At 30.8% G+C, this 22,240-nt stretch carries 25 protein-coding genes, 1 pseudogene and 1 riboswitch; of the genes and pseudogenes, 3 read left to right on the forward strand and 23 right to left on the reverse strand.

The annotated features are described in order from the left end of the window. The 15 genes from LL038_RS07605 to LL038_RS07675 form a co-directional block, all read right to left on the reverse strand. A complete protein-coding gene (locus LL038_RS07605; protein ID WP_216121085.1) occupies window positions 1-705 on the reverse strand; it encodes an ABC transporter ATP-binding protein in 705 nt (234 codons plus the stop codon). Then, window positions 698-1,471, reverse strand: coding sequence for an ABC transporter ATP-binding protein (locus LL038_RS07610; RefSeq protein WP_216121083.1), 774 nt, complete (start codon window positions 1,469-1,471; stop codon window positions 698-700). The genes LL038_RS07605 and LL038_RS07610 overlap by 8 nt, the downstream gene beginning before the upstream one ends. Continuing rightward, window positions 1,449-2,414 carry a branched-chain amino acid ABC transporter permease gene (locus LL038_RS07615; RefSeq protein ID WP_216121081.1) on the reverse strand — a complete coding sequence of 322 codons (966 nt, stop codon included), beginning with the start codon at window positions 2,412-2,414 and terminating at the stop codon, window positions 1,449-1,451. Before LL038_RS07615 ends, LL038_RS07610 begins: the two co-directional genes overlap by 23 nt. 9 nt (window positions 2,415-2,423) lie before the next feature. Then, window positions 2,424-3,302 (reverse strand): branched-chain amino acid ABC transporter permease, encoded by an 879-nt coding sequence (locus tag LL038_RS07620; protein ID WP_071612678.1) that lies wholly within the window; start codon window positions 3,300-3,302, stop codon window positions 2,424-2,426. Between the two features lie 98 nt (window positions 3,303-3,400). Continuing rightward, the gene (locus tag LL038_RS07625) at window positions 3,401-4,546 is read right to left on the reverse strand and encodes an ABC transporter substrate-binding protein (protein WP_216121079.1); all 1,146 of its coding nucleotides are present in this window, start codon (window positions 4,544-4,546) and stop codon (window positions 3,401-3,403) included. A gap of 406 nt (window positions 4,547-4,952) precedes the next feature. After that, complete coding sequence (locus LL038_RS07630) at window positions 4,953-5,501, reverse strand: hypothetical protein (protein ID WP_216121077.1); 549 nt, start codon at window positions 5,499-5,501, stop codon at window positions 4,953-4,955. 104 nt (window positions 5,502-5,605) lie between these two features. Continuing rightward, window positions 5,606-5,752, reverse strand: coding sequence for a hypothetical protein (locus tag LL038_RS07635; RefSeq protein WP_216121075.1), 147 nt, complete (start codon window positions 5,750-5,752; stop codon window positions 5,606-5,608). 156 nt (window positions 5,753-5,908) lie between these two features. Beyond that, window positions 5,909-6,781, reverse strand: a complete 873-nt coding sequence (locus tag LL038_RS07640; RefSeq protein WP_216121073.1) for a hypothetical protein — start codon at window positions 6,779-6,781, stop codon at window positions 5,909-5,911. Window positions 6,782-6,797: 16 nt separating this feature from the next. Further along, window positions 6,798-7,166 (reverse strand): response regulator, encoded by a 369-nt coding sequence (locus LL038_RS07645; protein ID WP_216121071.1) that lies wholly within the window; start codon window positions 7,164-7,166, stop codon window positions 6,798-6,800. Window positions 7,167-7,433: 267 nt separating this feature from the next. Next, window positions 7,434-7,940 (reverse strand): amidase domain-containing protein, encoded by a 507-nt coding sequence (locus LL038_RS07650; RefSeq protein WP_216121069.1) that lies wholly within the window; start codon window positions 7,938-7,940, stop codon window positions 7,434-7,436. A gap of 34 nt (window positions 7,941-7,974) precedes the next feature. Then, window positions 7,975-8,700 (reverse strand): VCBS repeat-containing protein, encoded by a 726-nt coding sequence (locus tag LL038_RS07655; RefSeq protein ID WP_216121067.1) that lies wholly within the window; start codon window positions 8,698-8,700, stop codon window positions 7,975-7,977. Between the two features lie 150 nt (window positions 8,701-8,850). After that, on the reverse strand, window positions 8,851-9,156 hold the full coding sequence (locus LL038_RS07660; RefSeq protein ID WP_216121065.1) for a LiaI-LiaF-like domain-containing protein: 306 nt from the start codon (window positions 9,154-9,156) through the stop codon (window positions 8,851-8,853). Then, a complete protein-coding gene (locus LL038_RS07665; RefSeq protein ID WP_216121063.1) occupies window positions 9,149-9,673 on the reverse strand; it encodes a hypothetical protein in 525 nt (174 codons plus the stop codon). The genes LL038_RS07660 and LL038_RS07665 overlap by 8 nt, the downstream gene beginning before the upstream one ends. Next, window positions 9,654-10,103 carry a hypothetical protein gene (locus LL038_RS07670; protein WP_216121061.1) on the reverse strand — a complete coding sequence of 150 codons (450 nt, stop codon included), beginning with the start codon at window positions 10,101-10,103 and terminating at the stop codon, window positions 9,654-9,656. Before LL038_RS07670 ends, LL038_RS07665 begins: the two co-directional genes overlap by 20 nt. Continuing rightward, on the reverse strand, window positions 10,100-10,612 hold the full coding sequence (locus tag LL038_RS07675) for an RNA polymerase sigma factor (RefSeq protein WP_216121059.1): 513 nt from the start codon (window positions 10,610-10,612) through the stop codon (window positions 10,100-10,102). Before LL038_RS07675 ends, LL038_RS07670 begins: the two co-directional genes overlap by 4 nt. Window positions 10,613-10,811: 199 nt before the next feature. Between LL038_RS07675 and LL038_RS07680 the strand changes: the two genes are divergently transcribed. Further along, the gene (locus LL038_RS07680) at window positions 10,812-11,138 is read left to right on the forward strand and encodes a hypothetical protein (RefSeq protein ID WP_216121057.1); all 327 of its coding nucleotides are present in this window, start codon (window positions 10,812-10,814) and stop codon (window positions 11,136-11,138) included. A 101-nt stretch (window positions 11,139-11,239) separates the two neighbouring features. Here LL038_RS07680 and LL038_RS07685 read toward each other — a convergent pair whose 3' ends face one another. The 5 genes from LL038_RS07685 to LL038_RS07705 all read right to left on the reverse strand — a co-directional run bounded on the left by LL038_RS07685 (window position 11,240) and on the right by LL038_RS07705 (window position 17,720). Then, on the reverse strand, window positions 11,240-12,595 hold the full coding sequence (locus LL038_RS07685; protein WP_268056015.1) for a PFL family protein: 1,356 nt from the start codon (window positions 12,593-12,595) through the stop codon (window positions 11,240-11,242). Window positions 12,596-12,605: 10 nt separating this feature from the next. Then, complete coding sequence (locus LL038_RS07690) at window positions 12,606-12,875, reverse strand: ACT domain-containing protein (RefSeq protein ID WP_216121055.1); 270 nt, start codon at window positions 12,873-12,875, stop codon at window positions 12,606-12,608. A 63-nt stretch (window positions 12,876-12,938) separates the two neighbouring features. Beyond that, window positions 12,939-13,031: riboswitch (glycine riboswitch) on the reverse strand. A 210-nt stretch (window positions 13,032-13,241) separates the two neighbouring features. Then, window positions 13,242-15,629: an endopeptidase La gene (gene lon, locus LL038_RS07695; protein WP_216121053.1), complete on the reverse strand. Its 2,388-nt coding sequence runs from the start codon at window positions 15,627-15,629 to the stop codon at window positions 13,242-13,244. Window positions 15,630-15,678: 49 nt separating this feature from the next. Beyond that, a complete protein-coding gene (locus tag LL038_RS07700; protein WP_216121051.1) occupies window positions 15,679-16,242 on the reverse strand; it encodes a TetR/AcrR family transcriptional regulator in 564 nt (187 codons plus the stop codon). Between the two features lie 122 nt (window positions 16,243-16,364). Further along, on the reverse strand, window positions 16,365-17,720 hold the full coding sequence (locus LL038_RS07705; RefSeq protein ID WP_216121050.1) for an MATE family efflux transporter: 1,356 nt from the start codon (window positions 17,718-17,720) through the stop codon (window positions 16,365-16,367). Between the two features lie 332 nt (window positions 17,721-18,052). Here LL038_RS07705 and LL038_RS07710 point away from each other — a divergent pair, with 332 nt between their 5' ends. Then, window positions 18,053-19,171: an NADH-dependent flavin oxidoreductase gene (locus LL038_RS07710; RefSeq protein ID WP_216121048.1), complete on the forward strand. Its 1,119-nt coding sequence runs from the start codon at window positions 18,053-18,055 to the stop codon at window positions 19,169-19,171. Window positions 19,172-19,411: 240 nt separating this feature from the next. Here the strand turns inward: LL038_RS07710 and LL038_RS07715 are convergent. Then, window positions 19,412-19,954: pseudogene (locus tag LL038_RS07715) on the reverse strand (glutathione peroxidase); the annotation flags it as partial. 321 nt (window positions 19,955-20,275) lie between these two features. Between LL038_RS07715 and greA the strand changes: the two are divergent. Beyond that, entirely contained in the window at window positions 20,276-20,743 is a 468-nt protein-coding gene (greA, locus tag LL038_RS07720) for a transcription elongation factor GreA (RefSeq protein ID WP_216121044.1), read from the forward strand. Window positions 20,744-20,841: 98 nt separating this feature from the next. Here the strand turns inward: greA and LL038_RS07725 are convergent, their stop codons facing one another. Next, the gene (locus tag LL038_RS07725) at window positions 20,842-21,537 is read right to left on the reverse strand and encodes a hypothetical protein (protein ID WP_216121042.1); all 696 of its coding nucleotides are present in this window, start codon (window positions 21,535-21,537) and stop codon (window positions 20,842-20,844) included. Between the two features lie 199 nt (window positions 21,538-21,736). Continuing rightward, the gene (locus LL038_RS07730) at window positions 21,737-22,207 is read right to left on the reverse strand and encodes a methylated-DNA--[protein]-cysteine S-methyltransferase (protein WP_216121352.1); all 471 of its coding nucleotides are present in this window, start codon (window positions 22,205-22,207) and stop codon (window positions 21,737-21,739) included. Window positions 22,208-22,240: the final 33 nt, after the last annotated feature.

A 22,240-nucleotide genomic window follows, 5' to 3' on the forward strand; every position in this document is an offset into this window, starting at 1 on the left:
TTACTCGCCAAGATATGCACTTCTTACAGAATCATTAGTTAATAATTCTTTTGCGCTACCTTCTAAAACTATTTTTCCAGTTTCTAAAACATATGCTTTATGTGCAATCGATAGTGCCATATGAGCATTTTGTTCTACAAGCAAAACTGTAGTTCCTGACTTATTTATTTCTTCTATTATAGAGAATATATTTCTTACTACAAGTGGTGCAAGCCCCATAGATGGCTCATCTAACAGCAATATTCTTGGTCTTACCATAAGCGCTCTTCCCATAGCTAGCATTTGCTGTTCTCCACCACTTAATGTTCCAGCCATTTGCTTTATTCTTTCTTTAAGCCTTGGAAATTTGTCAAAAACCATCTCATAATCTTTTGCTATATCTCTTTTATCTTTTCTAATATAAGCTCCAAGTTCAAGATTTTCCATAACTGACATATTTGCAAATATTCTTCTTCCCTCAGGTACATGTGCAATACCTAGCTTTGAAAGTTTATAAGCAGCAGTGGTATGAATTGGTTTGCCTTCAAATAAAACACTTCCTGACTTTATAGGAATAAGTCCTGAAATAGCTCTTAATATTGAAGTTTTCCCAGCTCCATTAGCACCTATAAGTGTAACTATTTCGCCTTCCTTCACGTGTATGCTTATATCATGTAATGCATGTATTGCGCCATAATTTACATTTAACCCATCAATTTTAAGCATCAGCTACCTCCTCTCCAAGGTATGCTTCAATTACCTTAGGGTTATTCTTTATTTCATCAGGCGTCCCCTCGGCAATTACCTTACCGTAATCTACAACTATTATTCGCTCGCAAACTCCCATAACCAGTTTCATATCATGCTCAATTAGTAATATAGCTATTTTAAATTCATCTCTTACCCAATTTATGAGCCCCATTAGTTCATGAGTTTCTTGTGGATTCATACCAGCTGCCGGTTCATCGAGTAACAATAATTTAGGTTCTGCAGCAAGAGCTCTCGCTATTTCAAGTCTTCGTTGCTCTCCATAGGGAAGATTACATGCAAGCTCATTTCTTTTACCATCAAGATTGAAAACCTTAAGAATTTCAAGTGCTTTCTCTTCAATTTCAGCTTCTTCCTTTTTAAACTTTGGAAGCCTTAGTATTGAATGAAATAAATTATATTTAACATTATAATTAAATGATATTTTAACATTATCAAGAACTGTTAAATCTTTAAATAATCTTATATTTTGAAATGTTCTAGCAATTCTTTTTTTAGTAATATCATAAGGTTTTATGCCTTGTATAAATTCTCCATTAAATTCTATAGTTCCAGATGTTGGGGCATAAACACCTGTCAACATATTAAAAATTGTAGTCTTTCCCGCCCCATTAGGTCCAATCAAACCTACAAGATCATGGTCAGAAAGGTTAAGTGCGAAATCAGAAACAGCTGTTAACCCACCAAACTTAATCGTAAGATCATTTACCTTTAAAAGCTGCATCTTTATCACTTCCTTTTGAAAATTTATCAAATATTTTCATAGATAATTCTTTTGTACCCATTAGACCTTGTGGTCTAAATCTCATAATAACAATAAGTGCAAGTGGATATATAATCATTCTATAATCATTCATAAATCTTAGGAATTCTGGAAGAACTGTTAGTATACCCGTTGATAATACACTACCTGTTAAACTTCCCATTCCACCCATAACTACATAAGTAACTAAATCTACTGATTTTAAGAAACCAAATTGTTCTGGTTTAATATACATTAGATAATGTGAAAATAATCCACCTGCAATACCTGCGAAGAAGGACCCAATAACAAAAGCCATAATCTTATACTTTGTAGTGTTAATCCCCATAGCTTCTGCAGCTATTTCATCTTCGCGAACTGACATCATAGCCCTACCTTGCGAGGAACGTGCTATATTGTAAATTATTAAAATGGTAAATATCATTATAAAAAATACCCAAGCAAAAGTAGTTTTAGGTGGTATTCCCGAAAGACCACGCCCGCCTCCAAGCTTATCCATATTTGTTATAACAACTCTAATTATTTCTCCAAAACCTAAAGTAGTTATAGCAAGATAATCTCCTTTTAAACTTAAAGTAGGAAGACCAATAAGATATCCAATTAACCCAGCAACTACACCACCAAGAAGAAGCGCTATAGGGAACGGCATATTTAATTGAATTGTAGCCATTGCTGCTGCGTATGCCCCTATAGACATAAACCCTGCATGTCCTAGTGTTAACTGTCCTGTAATTCCTATAATAAGATTTAAACTTACTGCAAGAATAACATTTATGCAAATTAATATTACTATTCTTCCATAATATCTATTTAATATTTCAGTATCCATTAGAAATGATAAAATAAAAAACAAGATAACTCCAATAACAAGTAAAATAATAGTATTTCTAAATTCTTTTTTCATTTTTATCACCTACACTTTCTCTCTGGTTTTCTTACCAAGAAGTCCAGAAGGCTTAACAATTAAAATAATAATAAGGATTGAAAATGCAATAGCATCTGAGTAACTAGATGATATATATACTTTACTAAATGTTTCAACTAGTCCCATTATTAGTCCACCCCATAGAGCACCTGGGATTATACCAATTCCACCGAGAACTGCTGCAACGAAAGCTTTTAGCCCCGGCATTATACCCATATATGGATCTATACTTGAATACAAAATTCCAAATAGTACACCTGCAGCTCCTGCAAGCGCTGAACCAATTGCAAATGTTATAGATATAACAGAATCCACATTAATACCCATAAGTGCCGCCGCATCCTTATCAAAAGAAGTTGCTCTCATTGCTTTACCTGTTTTAGTTTTAAAAACTATAAATTGAAGTATCACTACAAGCAAAATTGACATTCCTATAATTATAAGTTGACGATTATCAATGCTTAAGCCAAGGAAATGTATTACCTTTGATGGCAAAAGAGTCTCTGGATATGTTTGTGGATCAGTAGTCATCTTGAGTCTTACTAAATTCTCAAGTAGTACTGACATTGCAATAGCCGTTATTAATATAGATAATTTCGGTGAATTTCTTAAAGGCTTATATGCTATCTTCTCAACAACCACACCTGTTAATGCCGCTCCACCCATTGCTATTAATAATGTAGGTATAAAACTTAAATGTAGCATAGTTGCAGCGAAAAATCCAAAATATCCTCCAACCATAAAAACATCACCATGCGCAAAATTTATAAGTCCGATTATTCCATATACCATTGTATAACCAATTGCAATTAATGCATACACGAAACCTAATGATAAGCCATTAATAATCTGCTGTAAAAATTCCATTTATTTCCCCCGTTTCTCATGATTTATATTTTAAAATGCAGACATACTACAATTTATTAATGAAGTATGTCTGCCACCTTTATTTTTTTGTTTTCCTATTAAGGAACAAGCTTTTTAACAAAATTGAACTTACCACCATCAACCTTTAAAATTACAGCTCCTTTAATCGCATCTCTATTTGCATCAAAAGATACTTTACCAGATACTACTTCAAGATTAGTTTTAGCAAGTGCCGCTTTAATACTTGGTCCATCTGTTTTACCAGCAGTTCTTATAGCTTCTACCATTATCTTTGCAGCATCATAATTTAGAACTGCCATAGCATCTGCATTCAAATTATATTTTGCTTTATATTCTTTTTGGAATGCGACAACTATAGGTGCTGTATCCTCAGCTGAGTAATGATCAGATAAATAACATCCATTAACTGCAGTTCCACCAACCTTAAATAATTCAGCTGAATCCCAACCATCTCCACCTAGTAATGGAACATTTATTCCAATAGCCCTTGCTTGTTTTGCAATATTACCAACTGTTCCATAGTAGTCAGGAAGTAATACTACATCTGGTTTCGTTGGTTGCATTTTTGTAAGCTGTGCCTTAAAATCTTTGTCTCCTGTGGCATAAGTTTCTTTCGCAACTATTTTTCCTCCTGCTGCAACAAAACCTTTTTCAAAGAACTCAGCCAATCCCTTAGAATAATCATTACCATTATCATAAAGAATAGCTGCTGTTTTCGCCTTTAAATCCCCTGAAGCAAATTTTGCTAAAACACTGCCTTGGAAAGGATCTATAAAACATGCCCTATAAACATATTCTCCACCTTTTTTAGTAACGTCAGGATTTGTTCCTGATCCAGTAATCATTGGTATTTTACTTTGAGTAGCTATTGGTCCAAGGGCTATAGCTGATCCGCTAGTTAATGGTCCAACTATTGCAACAACATTATCACTACTAATAAGTTTTGTACCAACTGTTGTTGCAGTATCTGGTTTGCCTTCATCATCTTCATAAATAAACTTAATCTTACGTCCATTAATTCCGCCAGCTTTGTTCACTTGATCTTCTAATAATTTTATACCATTTTGTCCAGATTTTCCAAAAGATGAAACTGAACCAGTAAGTGGTAATACAACTCCGATTTTTATATCCCCTGTAGTTGATGAGCCTTTTGCACCGCATCCTGCAAGTAATCCTATAGCCATAGCCATAGATAGTAATAACGACATTTTCTTTTTAAACATTTAATAACCCCCCTAATTTCATATTTATTTTCTGATAAATACTACTTACACATTTCCAAATAATTGTGTACCGACACCCTATAAAATAATTACCACATAATTGCATTTTATGAATAAATATTTTTTAGATTATTCATAATTCGTAATTTTTATTAATAATATCATATATTTTTACGCTTATCAATACTTTTTTGATTAATTTAAAAATAAATATTTCAATTCATTCATTTTTTTAATAATTGCATAATTTATATTTTATAATTCATAATTATAAAGCCCTTTATAAAAAGATAGCTGCAATTTCTGCAGCTATCTTTTATCTTATGTTATTAGGTTATAAAGGTTAATGATTTATTTATAATATACCCTTCACGAAAAAAACAAGTGGGAACAAAGTTCCCACTTGTTAATTATCCGAATATGAAACTGGAACATTATTTATTCCAAGTTCCTGTGCTGCTGCGTATTGATCATGTCCTGATACAATAACAAGACTTCCTTTTTTAACAACGATTGGTTTATTAAACTTATTATTATTTTTCATGTAATTTAATGCCTTGTTTTTTGATCGTTTTAAAGACATACCTTCATTTTCATTTACTAGCTTTGTTATATCCATTATTTCATCAGTTCCAGTTGGCATTTCATAATTTAAATCTATTTGTCCATTTTCATCTTTTAGCAAGTGAAATATTTTTATTGATGTTGCTTCTACTGAAATAAAAGGTGTACCTGTACGATTTACACATGCTTTAAGTTCTCCTTTAATAACAAAATAATTTACATCTTCCATACCTACTACTGCATCTCTCCAATAATCTTTTTTTACAACTACTCTATAAACCGATTCCATATCATCATAAGTTCCTATTTTAAACAGTAAATTAACATCCCCACTCTCTAGCCTATTTGTTTTTACAGGTAGTCCCTTAATTATAACTTCACTCTTATTCATAAATAAATTCTCCTTTTAATTTCTTTATTTTTTATAAAAACACAACATAATACTTAATTATCTCTTAAGAATTTTACATATTCAAAATTCCAAAAATAAAACACCTAGAAAGCGCATACCGCTTCTAGGTGTTTTCTAACTAAATTATATTTTAATCCCATATTAATTTTAGCGCAAGTGAGTTTATCTATGACTCTGTTAGATGATATTTTCAGTTCTTTAGTTTGAGAAATTTTAATACAAGCTAACACAGACATCACTCCCTTTATCATTTAATAATATTTTTTCTTTACTTATGGATTCATTGTATCATTTTACAGATAAAATTACAATTTTAATATTGTCTTTTTCTATTAACCTTTATTACTATAAATACATAAAAGAATATAATTTCTACTAAACATCTTCTACAAATGAGATATAATAAGTTCTATTTTACCAAAAGGTAATACTATTGGGATCACGTATGTTGAATATATTGTTTTTCCAAAAAACTCTGTCTGAGGCTCCATGTCAAGTTCTATGCCTATATTAGACATTCCTACAAGATATAACCCATTGTTTAAATTCAAGAATTCACCCACAGAATCTTTAGCCATTTCATCTACAGTTAATAATTCTTCTTCTGCATATCTAGATGCTAATAATGCAAAAACATCTTCCTTTGCATTAATATAAGTTAAAAAATTAATTGAGTTTTTTATTCTTTGACTTACGCAGCATTCCGTTTTGAATTCTTTAACTTTCATAAAGTTATTAGTATAAACCTCAGAATCAATAAAACGAATTACATTCCTCATAAATAAAGCTATGTAATTTTTGATTTCTGTCCCATATTTATCATTTTCTAAATTTATATAAATATCTATAATCTCATCTACATCATCTCTTTGCAGTTTATCAAACTGAGCTTCCGAAATATTATATTTTTTCTTATACTCGTAAATTGACTCTTCAAACTTTTCTAGTGACATATACTTTTTATCAATTAGTGCTTGCGCAAGTAGAAGATGACCAAATCTTTGAGATGAAAGCAACTCCTCTACTTGTTCTTCTTTTAAATATTCCATATCAACAGCTATTTCCCCAAACCGTCTATCAAGTTTTGTTTGCATTGAATGTACCTTACTTGCCTGATCCGCATTCATATATCCTGCATTTACTGCTAAAACCCCTAGTTTTAATCGTACTGATTGTTGATATTCTACTGCCGTCTTTAATTGCGTAGCAGTTAAATATTTTTCATTTAATAAATATTGGCCAAAATACTGACTAAACATTGCATGACCTCCTTACTTATTTTAGATTAAGAAGAATTTTATTAATTTGTTCCTTTTCCCAAGGCTTTTGAACAAATTCAAATGCTCCTGCTTTTATCGCAACCTTTACATGTTCTTTTGTTCCAGCTGAAGATGCCATTACTACCTTTGCGTCATTATCAAATTCTATTATTTCTTTAACAGCCTCAATTCCATTTTTAAAAGGCATAATGATATCCATAAATACTAAATCTGGATTATTCTCTTTGTAACTATCTACGGCCTCTTGCCCATTAGATGCTTCTAAAATATTATTACAACCACAACTTTTTAATACCTCTTTCAATTTTTTTCTAATTAGCATAGAATCATCACAAACCAATATTTTTAGCAAATTTTCTATCACTTTAACCCCTCCTAATATAATAACAATACACTAAATTTCTATTTCTCTATTTACTTTCGTCATTCTTCCAAAAAAACCTTTTTTTTACTGTATAATTTATTAAAAACAGTCAATAAACATATATTTAATATGGTATTGACATTTCTTACACGATAATGCTTCTTTATAATAAATATTCAAAAAACATAGACTTGCCAATTGGTAAGTCCATATTTTTAAATAATAAAATCAGATTAATAAAAAAATTGAAGCTAACACATATAATTATTATAATGTAATTTTAAGAAAATGTGCTTTTTTATAATTATAATTTTTTACATATGTTTCATTAATCTGATTATATGAATGTTGAGATATGCGAGGTTCATGAATTCCAGCCTCGTCTATAAATGATGTTATTATTGCTGCATGAAAAATAGAATTACTATGGTTTTCGTAAAATACTACATCTCCAATTTCAAGTTTACTTAAGTCCTCTACCTCTAAACCCTTAATAACATTTCTATTTAGTTTTTGATTCGTTTTTAAATACCAGAACAGTGAATTAGCAACAGCCCAACAAATTGAGGCGTTACCTCTCCCATCATACCACCAAGGTCTAACGTTATTGTAATCCATTGTTGCTCCCCCTGCCATTAAACACTGAGAAACGAAATTAGTACAATCCCCCCCATTTCCATTAACAAATTCATAGAACTTATATCTTTTATTTGCCTCAAGAGCGTACTTCACCGCATAACTTGTTGCTAGTTTTCTATCATATTTGCTTGGCATACTATTGCTCCTTTAAATTTATATCAAAATATATCTATATTTCTGCTCCAAAAATAGCTATATTCTGATTATACAAATCAAACTTATTATTTTCCCATTTTAAAGTATTTAAGACATACCCTAAAGCGTCTGCATTATATCTACCAGCAATTTTTTGGTATGCCAACAGCTCATACACTCCATCTGAATCGAAATCCACAGGATATAATCCACTTATCGGATTTACAAACCCGTTGATTGGGACCTTTAATTTTCCGTTTGCATAATATATTTCATTTAAATAATCAAGTCCCCTATTAGAGATATCAATAATGTATTTTTGTTTATTTGTTTTACTAATAACTTCAACCTTATAATTGTCTTTATATATAACATCATATTTGTATAACTCGTTATATACATTAAAGTCTAACAGCAAATGTTCTTTATTATTAATAAACGAATAAATGTAATAATACATTATTCCACCGCTGCCACCTGAATTAATACCTATCAAAATATCATCTACATGGTTACCTGTAAAATCGCCCAAAAATATCGTAGGGTTGTATCCATCATTATCACTAAATGTTATATTAGTAAACTCACCTGTCATGCCATTGTGTATTTCAAGTGTTATGTTTTCAATGAATTGACTACCATATGTTTTTATACCTGTTAAATACACATTATCAGGTATTCTATCCCCATTTACATCTCCACTTGCATAAGCTACAATCGTTGGCTTTATCATATTATCTCTAGAATAATTATTATACATAACGGCTCCTTTGTTTTATAAGCTTTATATAATATCTTATGATACTTTCTTTGAAAATTTACAATTATTTTATTAATAAAAAACTATTAGCTATAGAATAAACATATTAAAAAGTGTTTATCCTATAGCTAATTTTTCATAATATAAAACTTACAATATAGTTCTTAACTGCTGAATGTGAGTAATTACATATTCCATACATCCCATACCCATTGAAAAAACAGCTAAGATTATTATTAGAATTATTGCAGCAAAATCATACTTCATTATCTCATCCTTGTTTATTAAATATCCTACAATAATTTCTACTCCAAGAAGAACTAAAATTACCGGCCACATTGATGCTAGTCTTAAATAATTAATACTTGGATATATTAATCTGAGCAAAAACATTACCCCAAACATAACTAAAACTATTCCAGTAGTAAAAGTCCCAACTCGGCGTCCCTTAATCATTCATATCACACTCCTTTTTCTTACCTATAATAAGTTTTGCACCTATAACAACTATTACTACACCTATTATTATCTGAGGAGCCATCCTTGTTACATTTCTTATAACATTATATACATCTCCAGGAATATATCCAGCTAAGCTATTAATAATATTGTCAAAAATTAAGTATCCACCAAGAAGCACTAATAATATTCCTGAAAACAATGCATGTTTTTTTAATATATCTTTATCTACTTTTACCAGTTCATCAAGAGAAAATAAGTAGTTATCCTCTAAAAGTAAAAATTCTTCATCAGTTGCATACCTTTTGTTTAAGCAATCAAAAAACGAATAAAACCATATCAACGGTGCAACGAAAAGAATTGGTCCTATAGAAAGAAAACTCGAAAGAAATATTATGAAGAAAAACATTGTCATTAGTGATAATCCCATCTTCATGAACCCCATATACATGTGCCCAGCCCCAGGCAAAAGTGAAAACCCAAAAGTTAAAAATTTATTTTTTTCCTTTTTCATTGTCGAATACCTCCATATTAATTATTTTTTTAGAAAAATTGTTAAGACTTGCATTAATTGTGTTTATTGAGCTTAAACTTATAGGATTTACATCCAATGGTTTATTAGCTATAAAATTTAATGAATTTGAAAAAACAAATATTAATGCTATACTTGCTGCAGTTATTACCCTAAGAGAGTAAAATATAAACTGAGTATTACTTTCTTTTTTCTTTTTTATTTTGCTTATCACCTCTTGCTCAAATCCTAAAGGAGCATCCGCAAGTTCATTATTACTAAAAGCATCTGCTAAAACATCTGCGCAGGTTTCACACAAACATATATGCTCTGACATTAAAACTAGTTCATTATCACTTAGGGAACCCTCTTTAAACCTTTGTATCAATATTTTAGTTATATGTCCATTTTCATTGAATAATGTACAACTCACATAAACTCCTCCTTCCATAAATTTTTAAGAAGTTTTTTTGATCTATAAAGATGGGTTTGCAATGTTTTTAAACTTATCCCTGTATCTTTTGCCATATCTGAGAGTTTAATAGCTTCACAAAAATAATTTACTGCAACAGTTCTATAAGGCTCTTTTAATCTTTCACATAAATTGTGTATTTTTTTCTTACTACATCTTTCTAAAAGCATATCCTCTGGAGTACCCCCCTTATCTTTCAAAGATTCAAAATCTTCATCAGACAAGCTAAAAATCACTCTTGCAGGACTTTTAAGAAAGTCTTTGCATTTATTTATAGCAATTCTTGTAATCCAGGCCTTAAAATTAACTCCATCAAATTTACTATAATTCGTATATGCAGACAAAAATGTTTGTTGTGCCAAATCTTCTGCATCAAAGTAACCCTTAGTAAACGATAGACAAATAGTGATGATTAAACGTTCATATTGTTTTATATAGTTTGAAAATTCTTCCTCTTGAATAACCATCATCCCCCCCTTTTGTCCCTACACATAATATAACGATTAAAAAATAAAAAACACTTCAAATATAAAATAATATATTTTATATTTATATTAATTTTAAAATTGATTGTCCATAAATTTAGCATTAGTACATATAAAATATGCACAAATTTTATTAATATTCATAATATATTAGTAGATATTAATACTATAGGAGTTAAACATAATGAGTAAGAAAGTATCAATTACTCTACCAGATCATGTATATAGCCTTGCGTTAAAAAAATCCAAATTAACTCATGGGGAAAATAATTTCTCCGCTTATTTGCGTGAGATAGTATGCAAAGAATTTACATCGGATGAGCTTAATATAGAGCTAATAAAACTTAGTGAACCACTATGGCTTGGGATTACAAAGACTGCTGATTATAGATCTACTTGTCAGGTATGTAAAAATCAAATTTCTCCTGGAGACGTGATTTGTTATACAGACTTAGGATTTCAAGAAGTCTATAAAAATTGGGTCCATAAAAATTGTTGCAGAAAAGAATAAAATGACTATATCAAAATAATTCAAATAATTATTTTGATATAGTCAATCTTTTATTGAAGTCAAATCAAATTTCCGTTTTCCAACTAAAATGTATTAGCTTTCTAATTCTTAAAGCTATGTATAGGTGCGGGAATTCTTCCACCACGATTTATAAAATCGTTACTTGAGAATTCACTTACCTTCATAACTGGAGCACGTCCAAGAAGTCCACCAAATTCTACTGAGTCCCCAACTTTCTTACCTGGAGCTGGTATTAACCTTGTTGCAGTAGTTTTATTATTAATCATTCCAATTGCACACTCATCTGCAATAATTGCTGATATTGTTTCTGCAGAAGTATCTCCTGGAATAGCGATCATATCAAGGCCTACTGAACAAACGCAAGTCATAGCTTCGAGTTTCTCAATGTTTAAAGCTCCTTTTTCTACGGCTTCAATCATTCCCTCATCCTCACTTACTGGTATAAATGCTCCACTTAAACCACCAACGCAGCCAGAGGCCATTATTCCACCCTTTTTAACTGCATCATTAAGCATTGCTAGTGCACAAGTTGTTCCATGAGTTCCACATACTTCAAGTCCCATTTCCTCAAGTATTCTAGCAACACTATCACCTATTGCAGGTGTTGGTGCCAATGATAAATCTACAATACCAAAAGGTACATCTAACCTTTTGGCAGCTTCCATTCCAACTAATTGACCCATTCTTGTTATCTTAAATGCAGTTTTCTTTATTACCTCAGCTACAACGCCAAAGTCAGCACCCCTTACTTTTTCGAGGGCAACTTTTACTGTACCAGGGCCACTTATTCCTACATTTAAAGTACACTCAGGTTCTCCAACTCCGTGGAAAGCTCCTGCCATAAAAGGATTATCATCTACTGCATTTGCAAAGACTACGATTTTCGCGCAACCAAGCCCATCACGATCGGCAGTAAGCCTTGCAGCTTCCTTAATAACTTGACCCATTTCGCGAACTCCATCCATATTAATTCCAACCTTAGAACTTGCAACACTCACAGATGAGCATACTCTCTCTGTAACCCTCATAGCTTCTGGTATAGAAGATATAAGCCTATGATCACCAGTAGTATACCCCTTATGAATCAATGCAGAAAATCCTCCAATAAAGTTTACTCCTAGTTCATTTGCAATCTTATCAAGCATTATTGCATACTCTACATAGTTTTCATCATTAGACGCTCCTGCAATCAAAGAAATTGGAGTAACTGAGATTCTTTTATTTATTATTGGTACTCCATATTCAAGAGCCAAATCATCGCCTACCTTAACTAAGTTTCCAGCAAGTCTCATAATCTTTTCATAAATTCTAGCCCTAGCTCTTTTACCATCAGAATCACAACAGTCGAGTAGAGATATCCCCATAGTAAGTGTTCTAATATCTAACTTTTCATCATCTAACATTTTTACTGTTTCCATTATTTGATTAATATTCACTTTCTACCTCCTATACAAGATGCATTGAATTAAATACATCCTCATGTTGCATTTTTATTGAAACTTTTAACTCTTTACCCATCGTAATTAATAATTCGCTTAGTTCCTTTGAAGAAATATTAATATTAGCTAAATCCACAAGCATTACCATAGTAAAAAATTCTTGCATAATAGTTTGACTAATGTCTAAAATATTAGCATTTTTTTCAAATAATAAATTGGATACATTTGCAATGATACCTACTCTATCTTTCCCAATTACAGTTAATACAGCCTTCATTTTTCTCCTCCTTTTTTAATCACAAAAAAAAGCCGAATAGATAATACTCGACCCTTGAAATCAATATTATCCCCTGTCCTTTTACCTGAGAGTTTCACTAGTTTTCACAAGCTTGCTCCTTCGGTGCTCAATTCGAGTCTCTCCAAGGGCTCGTCCTATAACAGTCATATCCGTGCGGTACCTAAAAGATTTACTTTTTTGGTGTATAGATATTCTATACTCTTCTGCTATAATCATCCGAACTATTTAGTTGTAAGTTATTATTGTTATAATAACAGTTTTACTAACTAATATCAACATATTATATTAATTTCTCTATTTAGGACATTAAAAAAGATGCCTCTAAAGGCACCTTTTAAGAATATCTTATATTTGATTTGCTTTAATCTTTATTTCTGACGAAATACTTGGATTAAATACATGTTCTATTCTAGGTAGCGATATTCCTAGTGTTTCACGAAGAACATCCTCTACTGTTTCTACCGTTTTAATAGTTAACAAACTTCTAACTTCTTCAGGCACATCCTTTAGGTCAACTAAATTCTCCTTAGGAATTAATATTTTTGTTATACCTGCCCTTTGAGCTCCAATTAACTTTTCCTTAAGTCCACCAATTGGTAGTACTGCTCCTCTTAAAGTTATTTCTCCTGTCATTGCAAGTTTTGGATCCACCTTTATTCCTGTAACCAATGACGCAAGTGCAGTGAACAATGTAATTCCAGCTGATGGACCATCTTTAGGAACAGATCCTGATGGAACATGAATATGAAGATCTCTTTCCTTAAAGTTTATAGAATTCATTGGTAACCTTGATTTAAGTAAACTTAAAGATATCCTTGCAGACTCCTTCATAACATCTCCTAGTTGTCCTGTTAATATAACTTGTCCACTTCCTAACATGTCCGTAGCTTCAATGAAAAGTATTTCTCCACCTACAGATGTCCATGCAAGTCCTGTAACTACCCCTGGTGGATTATCCTTTTGAGCCTTATCATGACTTGAAACTTTTCTACCAAGTAAATCGTCTAACTCACTTTCAGTAACAATAAATGGTAACTCTCCTTTATGTGATACAATTTTTTCTGAAGTAATTCTTGCAAGCGTAGCTAGTTGTTTTTTCAATCCACGAACACCAGCTTCCATGGTATATTCACTAATTATCTTTTGCAAAGCTCCATCTTCAATAACTAACTGTTCTTTATTTAACCCATGTTCTTCAAGTGTTTCAGGTATTAAATGGTTTTTTCCAATATGGAATTTTTCATTCATAGTATAACTAGATATCTGGATTATCTCCATTCTATCAAGTAATGGTCTTGGAATGTCACCAATCGAATTAGCTGTTGCTATAAAAAACACTTCAGATAAATCATAAGGTAAATCCAAATAATGATCTGTAAAGCTGTTATTTTGCTCTGGATCTAATACCTCTAGTAATGCGCTGGCTGGATCTCCATTATAGCCAGTCATTAGCTTATCCACCTCATCTAAAACCATAACTGGATTTATTTCTCCTGCTTTTTTTATGCTTTGAATAATTCTTCCTGGCATTGCGCCAATGTAAGTTCTTCTATGTCCTCTTATTTCAGCTTCATCACGTATTCCACCTAAACTTAATCTTATATATTTCCTATCTAGTGCCTGTGCAATACTTTTACCTAAACTAGTTTTACCAGTACCTGGAGGTCCAACTAATAATAAAATAGAACCTTTTTTATCTTTTTTAAGCTGCATAACCGCTAAATGTTGTATTATCCTATCCTTAACCTTATCAAGTCCATAATGCTGTTCATCTAGTATTCTCCTTGCTTCTCCTAAATTAATAACTTTTGGTTCAGACTTTTTCCAAGGAAGTTTTACTAATAAATCTAAATAATTACGTACAATATTATATTCAGCGCTATTCTCGCTTTGTCTTTCTAATTTTTCAAGTTCATCTAAAGCAGCGCTTTTTATTTCAGCTGGCATTTGAGCCTCTTCAATTTTATCTATAAAAGTTTTATCTTTCTTAGCACTCTCACTTTTTCCTTCATCTAATTCTGTTTGAATCGCCTTTAATTGATCTCTTAATACTGATTCTCTATATCCTTTATTAGCTTTCTGAGTGAATTTTTCTGCCATCTCCAGTTGCAACTTGAGAGCTTCCTTTTGTTTTAAGATGTAATCCATAAACTTAAGGCTTCTATCTTTTAATGATTTAATTTTAATTAACTCATACTTTTCTTCGTTTGTTAGTGGCATGAATTGAGTAAGATGAGCCATTAGTGCATTTAACTCCTTTTGATCTTCTATCATCTTCATAAACTGGTCTGATCCCTTAAATCTTTCACTAACCTCACGAGTAACCTTCTTAATGCATTCAATCATTTCTTCTTGACCTTTTTCATTAAGATCAATAATATCTGGTATTACCTCAAATTCTACACGTATAAAACCACTTTCAATAATAAGTTCATTAATTTCAACCCTATCTAAAGTTTTAATTTTCACCTGATATCCTTTTTCTGTTTTCTCAACTTCATTTACATGAAATGAAACGCCAACTCTATGGAAATCTTCTCCTTTTAACTGATTCTGGTTAAAGTTTTGTTTTAAAGGTAAAGCGATACTAAATTGTTGCTCATCATCTAAATTTTTAAGTTCTTCTTCACTAATTTTATTTAATTTTAAAGTATACTCCATTCCTGGTAATAAAACTATATCTGCTACAGGAATTACCATTCCCTCTTTATTTTTTCTATCTAAACTCATCATTATAATCATCCTTTCTTTCAATATTATTCATAAGTGAATGTTCGTTTAATTAAGCTAACAAAGCATCCTGTATTATTGTAATCAACTCTTTTAGTAAATCATCCCTTTCAACTTCTCCAATGCATTGGTTACTCGCAATAGACTTTATTGGAAAAAAAAGTATTGCTATCAAATTATCATTTTGAATATCCTTAAGCACTCTTTGCTGCTTCATTTCCTCAAACAAATTATTAAGATTTTTTATGCCTTTTCTATCTAAGCAATGGCAAGCTAAGGCCGGACAACTGGAAAATTGATCTACAAAATGAAATATCTCTCCATTCTCTTTGATGTAAGTATAATATCCTCTGACCAGTATTTCAATAAGTTCATGTCCATCCATATTCTTATAAACCATACTAAGCAAATAATCAAATATTTCTTCAGAATATTCATAATATATATCTTGAAACATAATTTCTTTATTCTCGTAATAAATATAAACAGTAGCTGGGGAAACCCCTGCCTCTTTTGCGATTTTTGAAATAGAAGTACCATGAAAACCTAATTCAAGTATTAGTTTAACAACTGCTTCCTTTATACTTTTCTCTTTTTCATCATCTTTTCTTCTCATCTAAACACCTCTACTAATTTCTATAATAAACGATCATTCATTTATTGTCAAGTGGCATTTTACTATTCTTGTGTATTTTTAAAATATTTTATTATATTCTAGGTATACTGTCAAGAATATTTTTACAATACAGAACTGTTCCTTAATTTTTTAATACTCCTAACAAGAAAAAATGCAGTAAGTGCTGTTGCAATCAAATCAGCACAAGGTTGTGAAAACCATAATCCATCTAATTTAAGAAATAATGGGAGTATAAGGATAATGGGTATTAAAACTATGACTTGTCTTAAAACACTTAAAATCATTGATGTTTTTGCCTCATTTATGGCTTGAAAATAACTTGCACCTAAAATTTGAAATCCTAAAATAGGTAAAACCATTAAATCAATCCTAAGTCCATGTGCACCTAATTTTATTAATTCAGGATTATTACCTACAAATATTGTTATAAGTTGATTTGCAAATAGTTGCACAACAATAAACCCAATTACAGCAATACAAGTTCCAAAAATTATGGCGAGCTTTAAAATTTTAAAAACTCTATCATACAATTTAGCCCCATAATTATATCCTATTATAGGCTGTATACCTTGACTAATACCAACTATGGGCATAAAAATAAGCATTGATATACTATTTAATATCCCCATTGCAGCAACTGCAAGATCCCCTCCATAAATTAAAAGACCTTTATTATACAAAATAGCTACAAGGCTTGAAGCTATTTGCATAGAAAACGGCGCTACCCCAATAGCAAAAATATCATTTACAATATATTTATTAAGCTTTAAGTTAGTTTTCTTTAATTTAAGTACGCTTCCACTGTTTTTCGCTGTAAAATATCTAAGTACCAATAAAGTATTAAAAGCTTGAGAAATTACAGTTGCTATTGCAGCACCTTGAATTCCCATTTTAAATACAAATATAAATATTGGATCTAATATAATATTAATAATTGCGCCAAACATCATTGTAAGCATTGCCATTTTAGGATTACCCTCGGCTCTAATTATATTATTAATGCCAAATCCTATATTTTGAAAAACAGCTCCCATAAGTATAATTTGTATATATGCTTTTGCATAAGGCAGATTATTTTGATCCGAACCAAATAATATTAAAATTTTATTTAAAAATAAAACTCCAAATATTCCAAGCACTACTGATATTATTGTTAAAAGCATCACAGCATTCCCCAAAATATTATCTGCTGCCTCAACGTTTTTTTCTCCAAGTCTTATTGATATCACTGAACAAGCACCTATACCAATAAGCATCCCAAATGCCATTATAATGACTGATATTGGAAATGTTATAGCAAGTCCGGATAATGCGTATGATCCTACCCCTTTAATATGTCCTATATATATTCGATCCACAATATTATATAAAGCATTCACTACCATTCCCGTTATAGCTGGCACAGAAAACTTAAAAAGTAATTTGCTTATACTTTCCGATCCTAATTTTGTATTCATAAAATTTCCTCCAAATTAAAAAATAATATAATGTTGTAACAGCCTAACTTATTTTACATAATAACATCAGCTATATATTATATCATACGTTTTATGATTTAAACTGTCTTATAGATATAAATCTATATAATTTAATTTAGAAATTCAAACTTCTAAAAATTACTTTATAAGAAATATTTTATAATAGTTATTATTATTTACATCCTTATGCAACTATAGTATTATAATATATAAGAAATAAATATAAAATTTATAATTTAAACATAGTATTAAATATAACTAGTTTTTTAAAACATCATAATTATAATATATTTTAAAGAGGAGAGATTAAATTGAAATTTGAAAATTTACTTAAACAAACAACATTAGATTCAACTATAAATGTAAAAAACTCTATAGTTATGGCACCTATGACTACTTTTTCTGCAAATCCTGATGGAACAGTATCTGTGGCAGAATTAAGTTATTATAAAGCAAGGTCAAAAGGTGTAGGCATAGTAATTACTGCCGCAACCAATGTACAAGAATCAGGTAAGGGATTCCCTGGACAATTTGCTGCTTACAACAATAGCTTTTTACCAAGTTTAAAAAAATTATCACAAACCATAAAAGGAGAAGGTGCCTTAGCAATTCTTCAAATATTTCATGGTGGAAGAATGGCAATTCCTGCCGAAATACCTGGTGGTCAAACTATTAGTGCAAGCGCTATAGCAGCTGAAAGAGAAGGTGCAATGACTCCACGCGAAATGACCCAAGCAGAAATCCAAGATACTATTAAAGCATTTGGTGAAACAACAAAACTTGCAATAGACGCCGGTTTTGATGGTGTAGAAATTCATGGGGCCAACACATACTTATTACAACAATTTTTTTCTCCTCATTCAAACCGAAGAGACGATATGTGGGGTGGAAGCATAGAAAAAAGAATGAATTTCCCACTAGCTGTTATTGCGCAGGTTAAGAAAGTAATAAAAGAAGATGGCATAAAGAATTTCATAGTTGGCTACAGGTTTTCACCAGAAGAACTAGAAAATCCCGGTATAACTTTAGAAGACACTCTTTCATTTATAGACGTTTTATCAAATCAAGGATTAAGTTATTTGCACAGCTCCATATCGGATTTTTGGCAAAGTTCAATACGTAATGCCTCCAATACTAATCCTATTATTTGCAAAATACTTGACAAAATACATGGCAGAGTCCCTTTTATTGGCGTTGGATCTATCCACACACCTGAAGATGCTATAAAGGCATTAAACAGTGGTACCACATTTATATCTCTTGGTAGAGAGCTAATCATGGAACCCGACTGGGTCAGTAAGGTTCAAACTGGTGATTTTTCAAAAATACGTACTACTTTAAATAAAACCCAAAGAGAATCTTTAGATATTCCAGAGCCACTTTGGAATATAATTATAAATACACCTGGTTGGTTCCCAATGTCAAAATAATTACTTTATCACTACTAAATACTTAACACATCTTATACAACAAAAGTGCCAGATATAAAATATATCTGGCACTTTTCATTTTAAACTGCTTAATTTTTAAAATCTTATATCTCTTTACTAATTTTCATTTTTATCATTATATACAAAGTTACAAGGTTTTCCTTCACAATTTAAAACCTCTTCATCATCTTCGCCAGTATAAATCTCTTTACTAGTTATATCGCTTCCAGTTGCTGTTCCAAGCAATTTTTCAATGTCTGTTGATATATCTTCTGGCGTAGTTGTTGGTTCAAATCTATATTCTACATTACCATCTCTACCAATAAGGAACTTTGTAAAATTCCATTTTATTGAATCTCCTACTAGTAATTCTGGGAATTTTTTCTCAAGCATATCGTTAAATTTTTTTTCATTAGGCTGATTCAAGTCAAATCCTTTGAATTTTGCTTTTTCTGTAAGGTATTCAAAAATCGGATGAGCATTCTTTCCCCTTACGTCACTTTTCTCAAACAATGGGAAACTCACTCCATAATTAATTTCACAGAAATTTTTTATTTCACTACTTTCACCAGGTTCCTGAGCTGCAAATTGATTACTTGGAAAACCCAATATTTCAAAGCCCTTGTCCTGGTACTGCTCATAAAGCTTCTCTAAGCCCTTGTATTGTGGAGTAAATCCACACTTGCTTGCCGTATTAACTATAATAAGTACCTTTCCCTTATATTGTTTTAAAGAAACCTCTTCCCCATCTATTGTAATTGCATTAAAATCATAAATTGACATTTATTATCCCTCCATTTATTAAGCTTAGTTTTTATATAAAAATCAATGTTTCTTAATAACTATTATTATCTATAAATCTATTATAGCACAAAAAAAATAAATTACAATAAAGTTTAGCCTTTATTTATAGTATTATAGATATTATAGATATAAAATATTTAAATATTCATTAACTTAGATATGGAATTTATTATATTGGCTAAAAATGTGCTATAATAATTCTTTAATGTCTTTACATACATAAAGAAATTAGATATATCTAATTTCTTTATGTATATTGAATACCATTATAAATGGAAAATTTGTTAGGAGTGAAAAAATATGAAAAGTACAATATTAACACCTAGTGGGGTAATAAAATTAGAAGAAGAATTAACCCTACGAACCGGAGAAAAAAGAAGAGAAATAACGGCAGCAATTAAAGAAGCAAAAGGGCATGGCGATCTAAGTGAAAATGCAGAATATGATGCAGCTAAAGATGAGGAAGCAACTAATAATGATAGAATAATTGCAGTGCAAGAGTTGCTTCGAAACTCTACAGTAGTAGATGACGAGAGTAGCGATGAACACTTAGGTCTTGGTGGTCAGGCTGACATTAAGTTTCTTGATACAGATGATATTGTAAAAGTACGCTTGGTATCCACAGTAGAGACCAATCCAGACCTTATGAATATAAGTATTGAATCACCACTTGGAATTGCAATCTATAAAAAGGCACTTGGAGAGAAATGCACAGTTTTAGCCCCTGAAGGAAATTACGAAGTAACTATAGAGAAGATTTACGAATAGTAAAAAATATTAAGACTACTTAAATCTTTTTAAAAATTTTTTTGATCAAAGTTAAAATTTAAGCAGAGAGTAATCACTACTTAAATTTTTTCATATTACTAATGAGCTTTGTCAGTTGACGAAGCTTTAAAACTTTTTTCAATCATTTCTACAACTTTAGTATATTTATTCTTTTGATTAGTTGGAAATTTAAAAATAAAAGTATCAATTGAACCTTTTCCAACTACTTTCTTTTGGTATACTATTTTGTCGCCCTCAGTATAAGATATTACAAACCAATTACCATTTTTTACTTTATAATACATATCATTGTTTTTTATAGCTTTGTTGTATATTGAATCAACTGTATCGTGTGATATATTGTTAGTTCCATAAATCTGAAGTGATATACTTTCATCATCGGATTTAAGCATATTCCCATTAGCAGTTTCTTCAACTACTTTTAGTTCACTAGGATACTTAATCGAACATAAAAACTTTGCATTAAGATAATTTTTATATTCAACTTCTTTAGGTAACTCACTTTGTGACTTAGTATTTGATGTTTTTTGGTCCTCAATTGCCTTTGCATCTGACAATTTTTTATCTGCTATTATTTTTGCATCTACTATTTTCTTATCTGCTATTATTTTAGCATCTAAAATTCTCTTGTCTGCAACCTGCTCCGGTGTCCCTATTGTAGATTTGGCATTCTCTGCTGACAGCGACGGTGAAAGTATTTTATATATAACCCCTATTACAATAAGTAGTCCTATAACTGATAAACTTATAATGACTTTTATTGACCTTTTCATTAGTTTTCCTCCTAATAATTCATCTTTAGTAACAATTCTATGCTTTAATTTTTTACCTGAATAATATATTACCCTCCTAACTGTCACTGATGTATTCAGTATACATTATTCTGTTGTCTTTCCAAAGTCAATAAGTTACTATTAATGTAATAAAATTCCTGTATCACTTTCTTTTACCCTAGGGAATATATACCTTAAATTAATTATTTTCATTTTGTTTTTCTATTTCTAAAAGTTTTTCTTTCACACTCAACCCACCTGCATAACCAACCAATTTACCATTAGCACCAATGACACGATGACAAGGTATTAATATAAAAATCGGATTTTTATTATTTGCCATTCCTACTGCACGAGCTGCTTTTATATTACCAATATTTTTTGCTATATCCTTATAACTGTTAGTTTTTCCATAAGGGATTTCTAGCAGTGAACTCCATACTTTTTGCTGAAATTCTGTCCCACTAGGAGCAAGCGGTAAATCAAATATTTTTCTTTTTCCAGAAAAATATTCTTGAAGTTGCATATTTGCTTTTTTTAGCAAAACGGTCTCATTAACATTTATACCCTCAGGCATTTTTGGAGCAAAATTCATCTGAGTTATAGCTACGCCATTCTCAACAATTCCTATTTTCCCAATTATTGTTTCATAATAAAATATGTTATTAATATTACCACCTCCACTTTTAGTTTCTTTATAATA

Origin of the sequence: Clostridium estertheticum (assembly GCF_026650985.1) — a bacterium.
GTDB lineage: Bacteria > Bacillota > Clostridia > Clostridiales > Clostridiaceae > Clostridium_AD > Clostridium_AD estertheticum_C.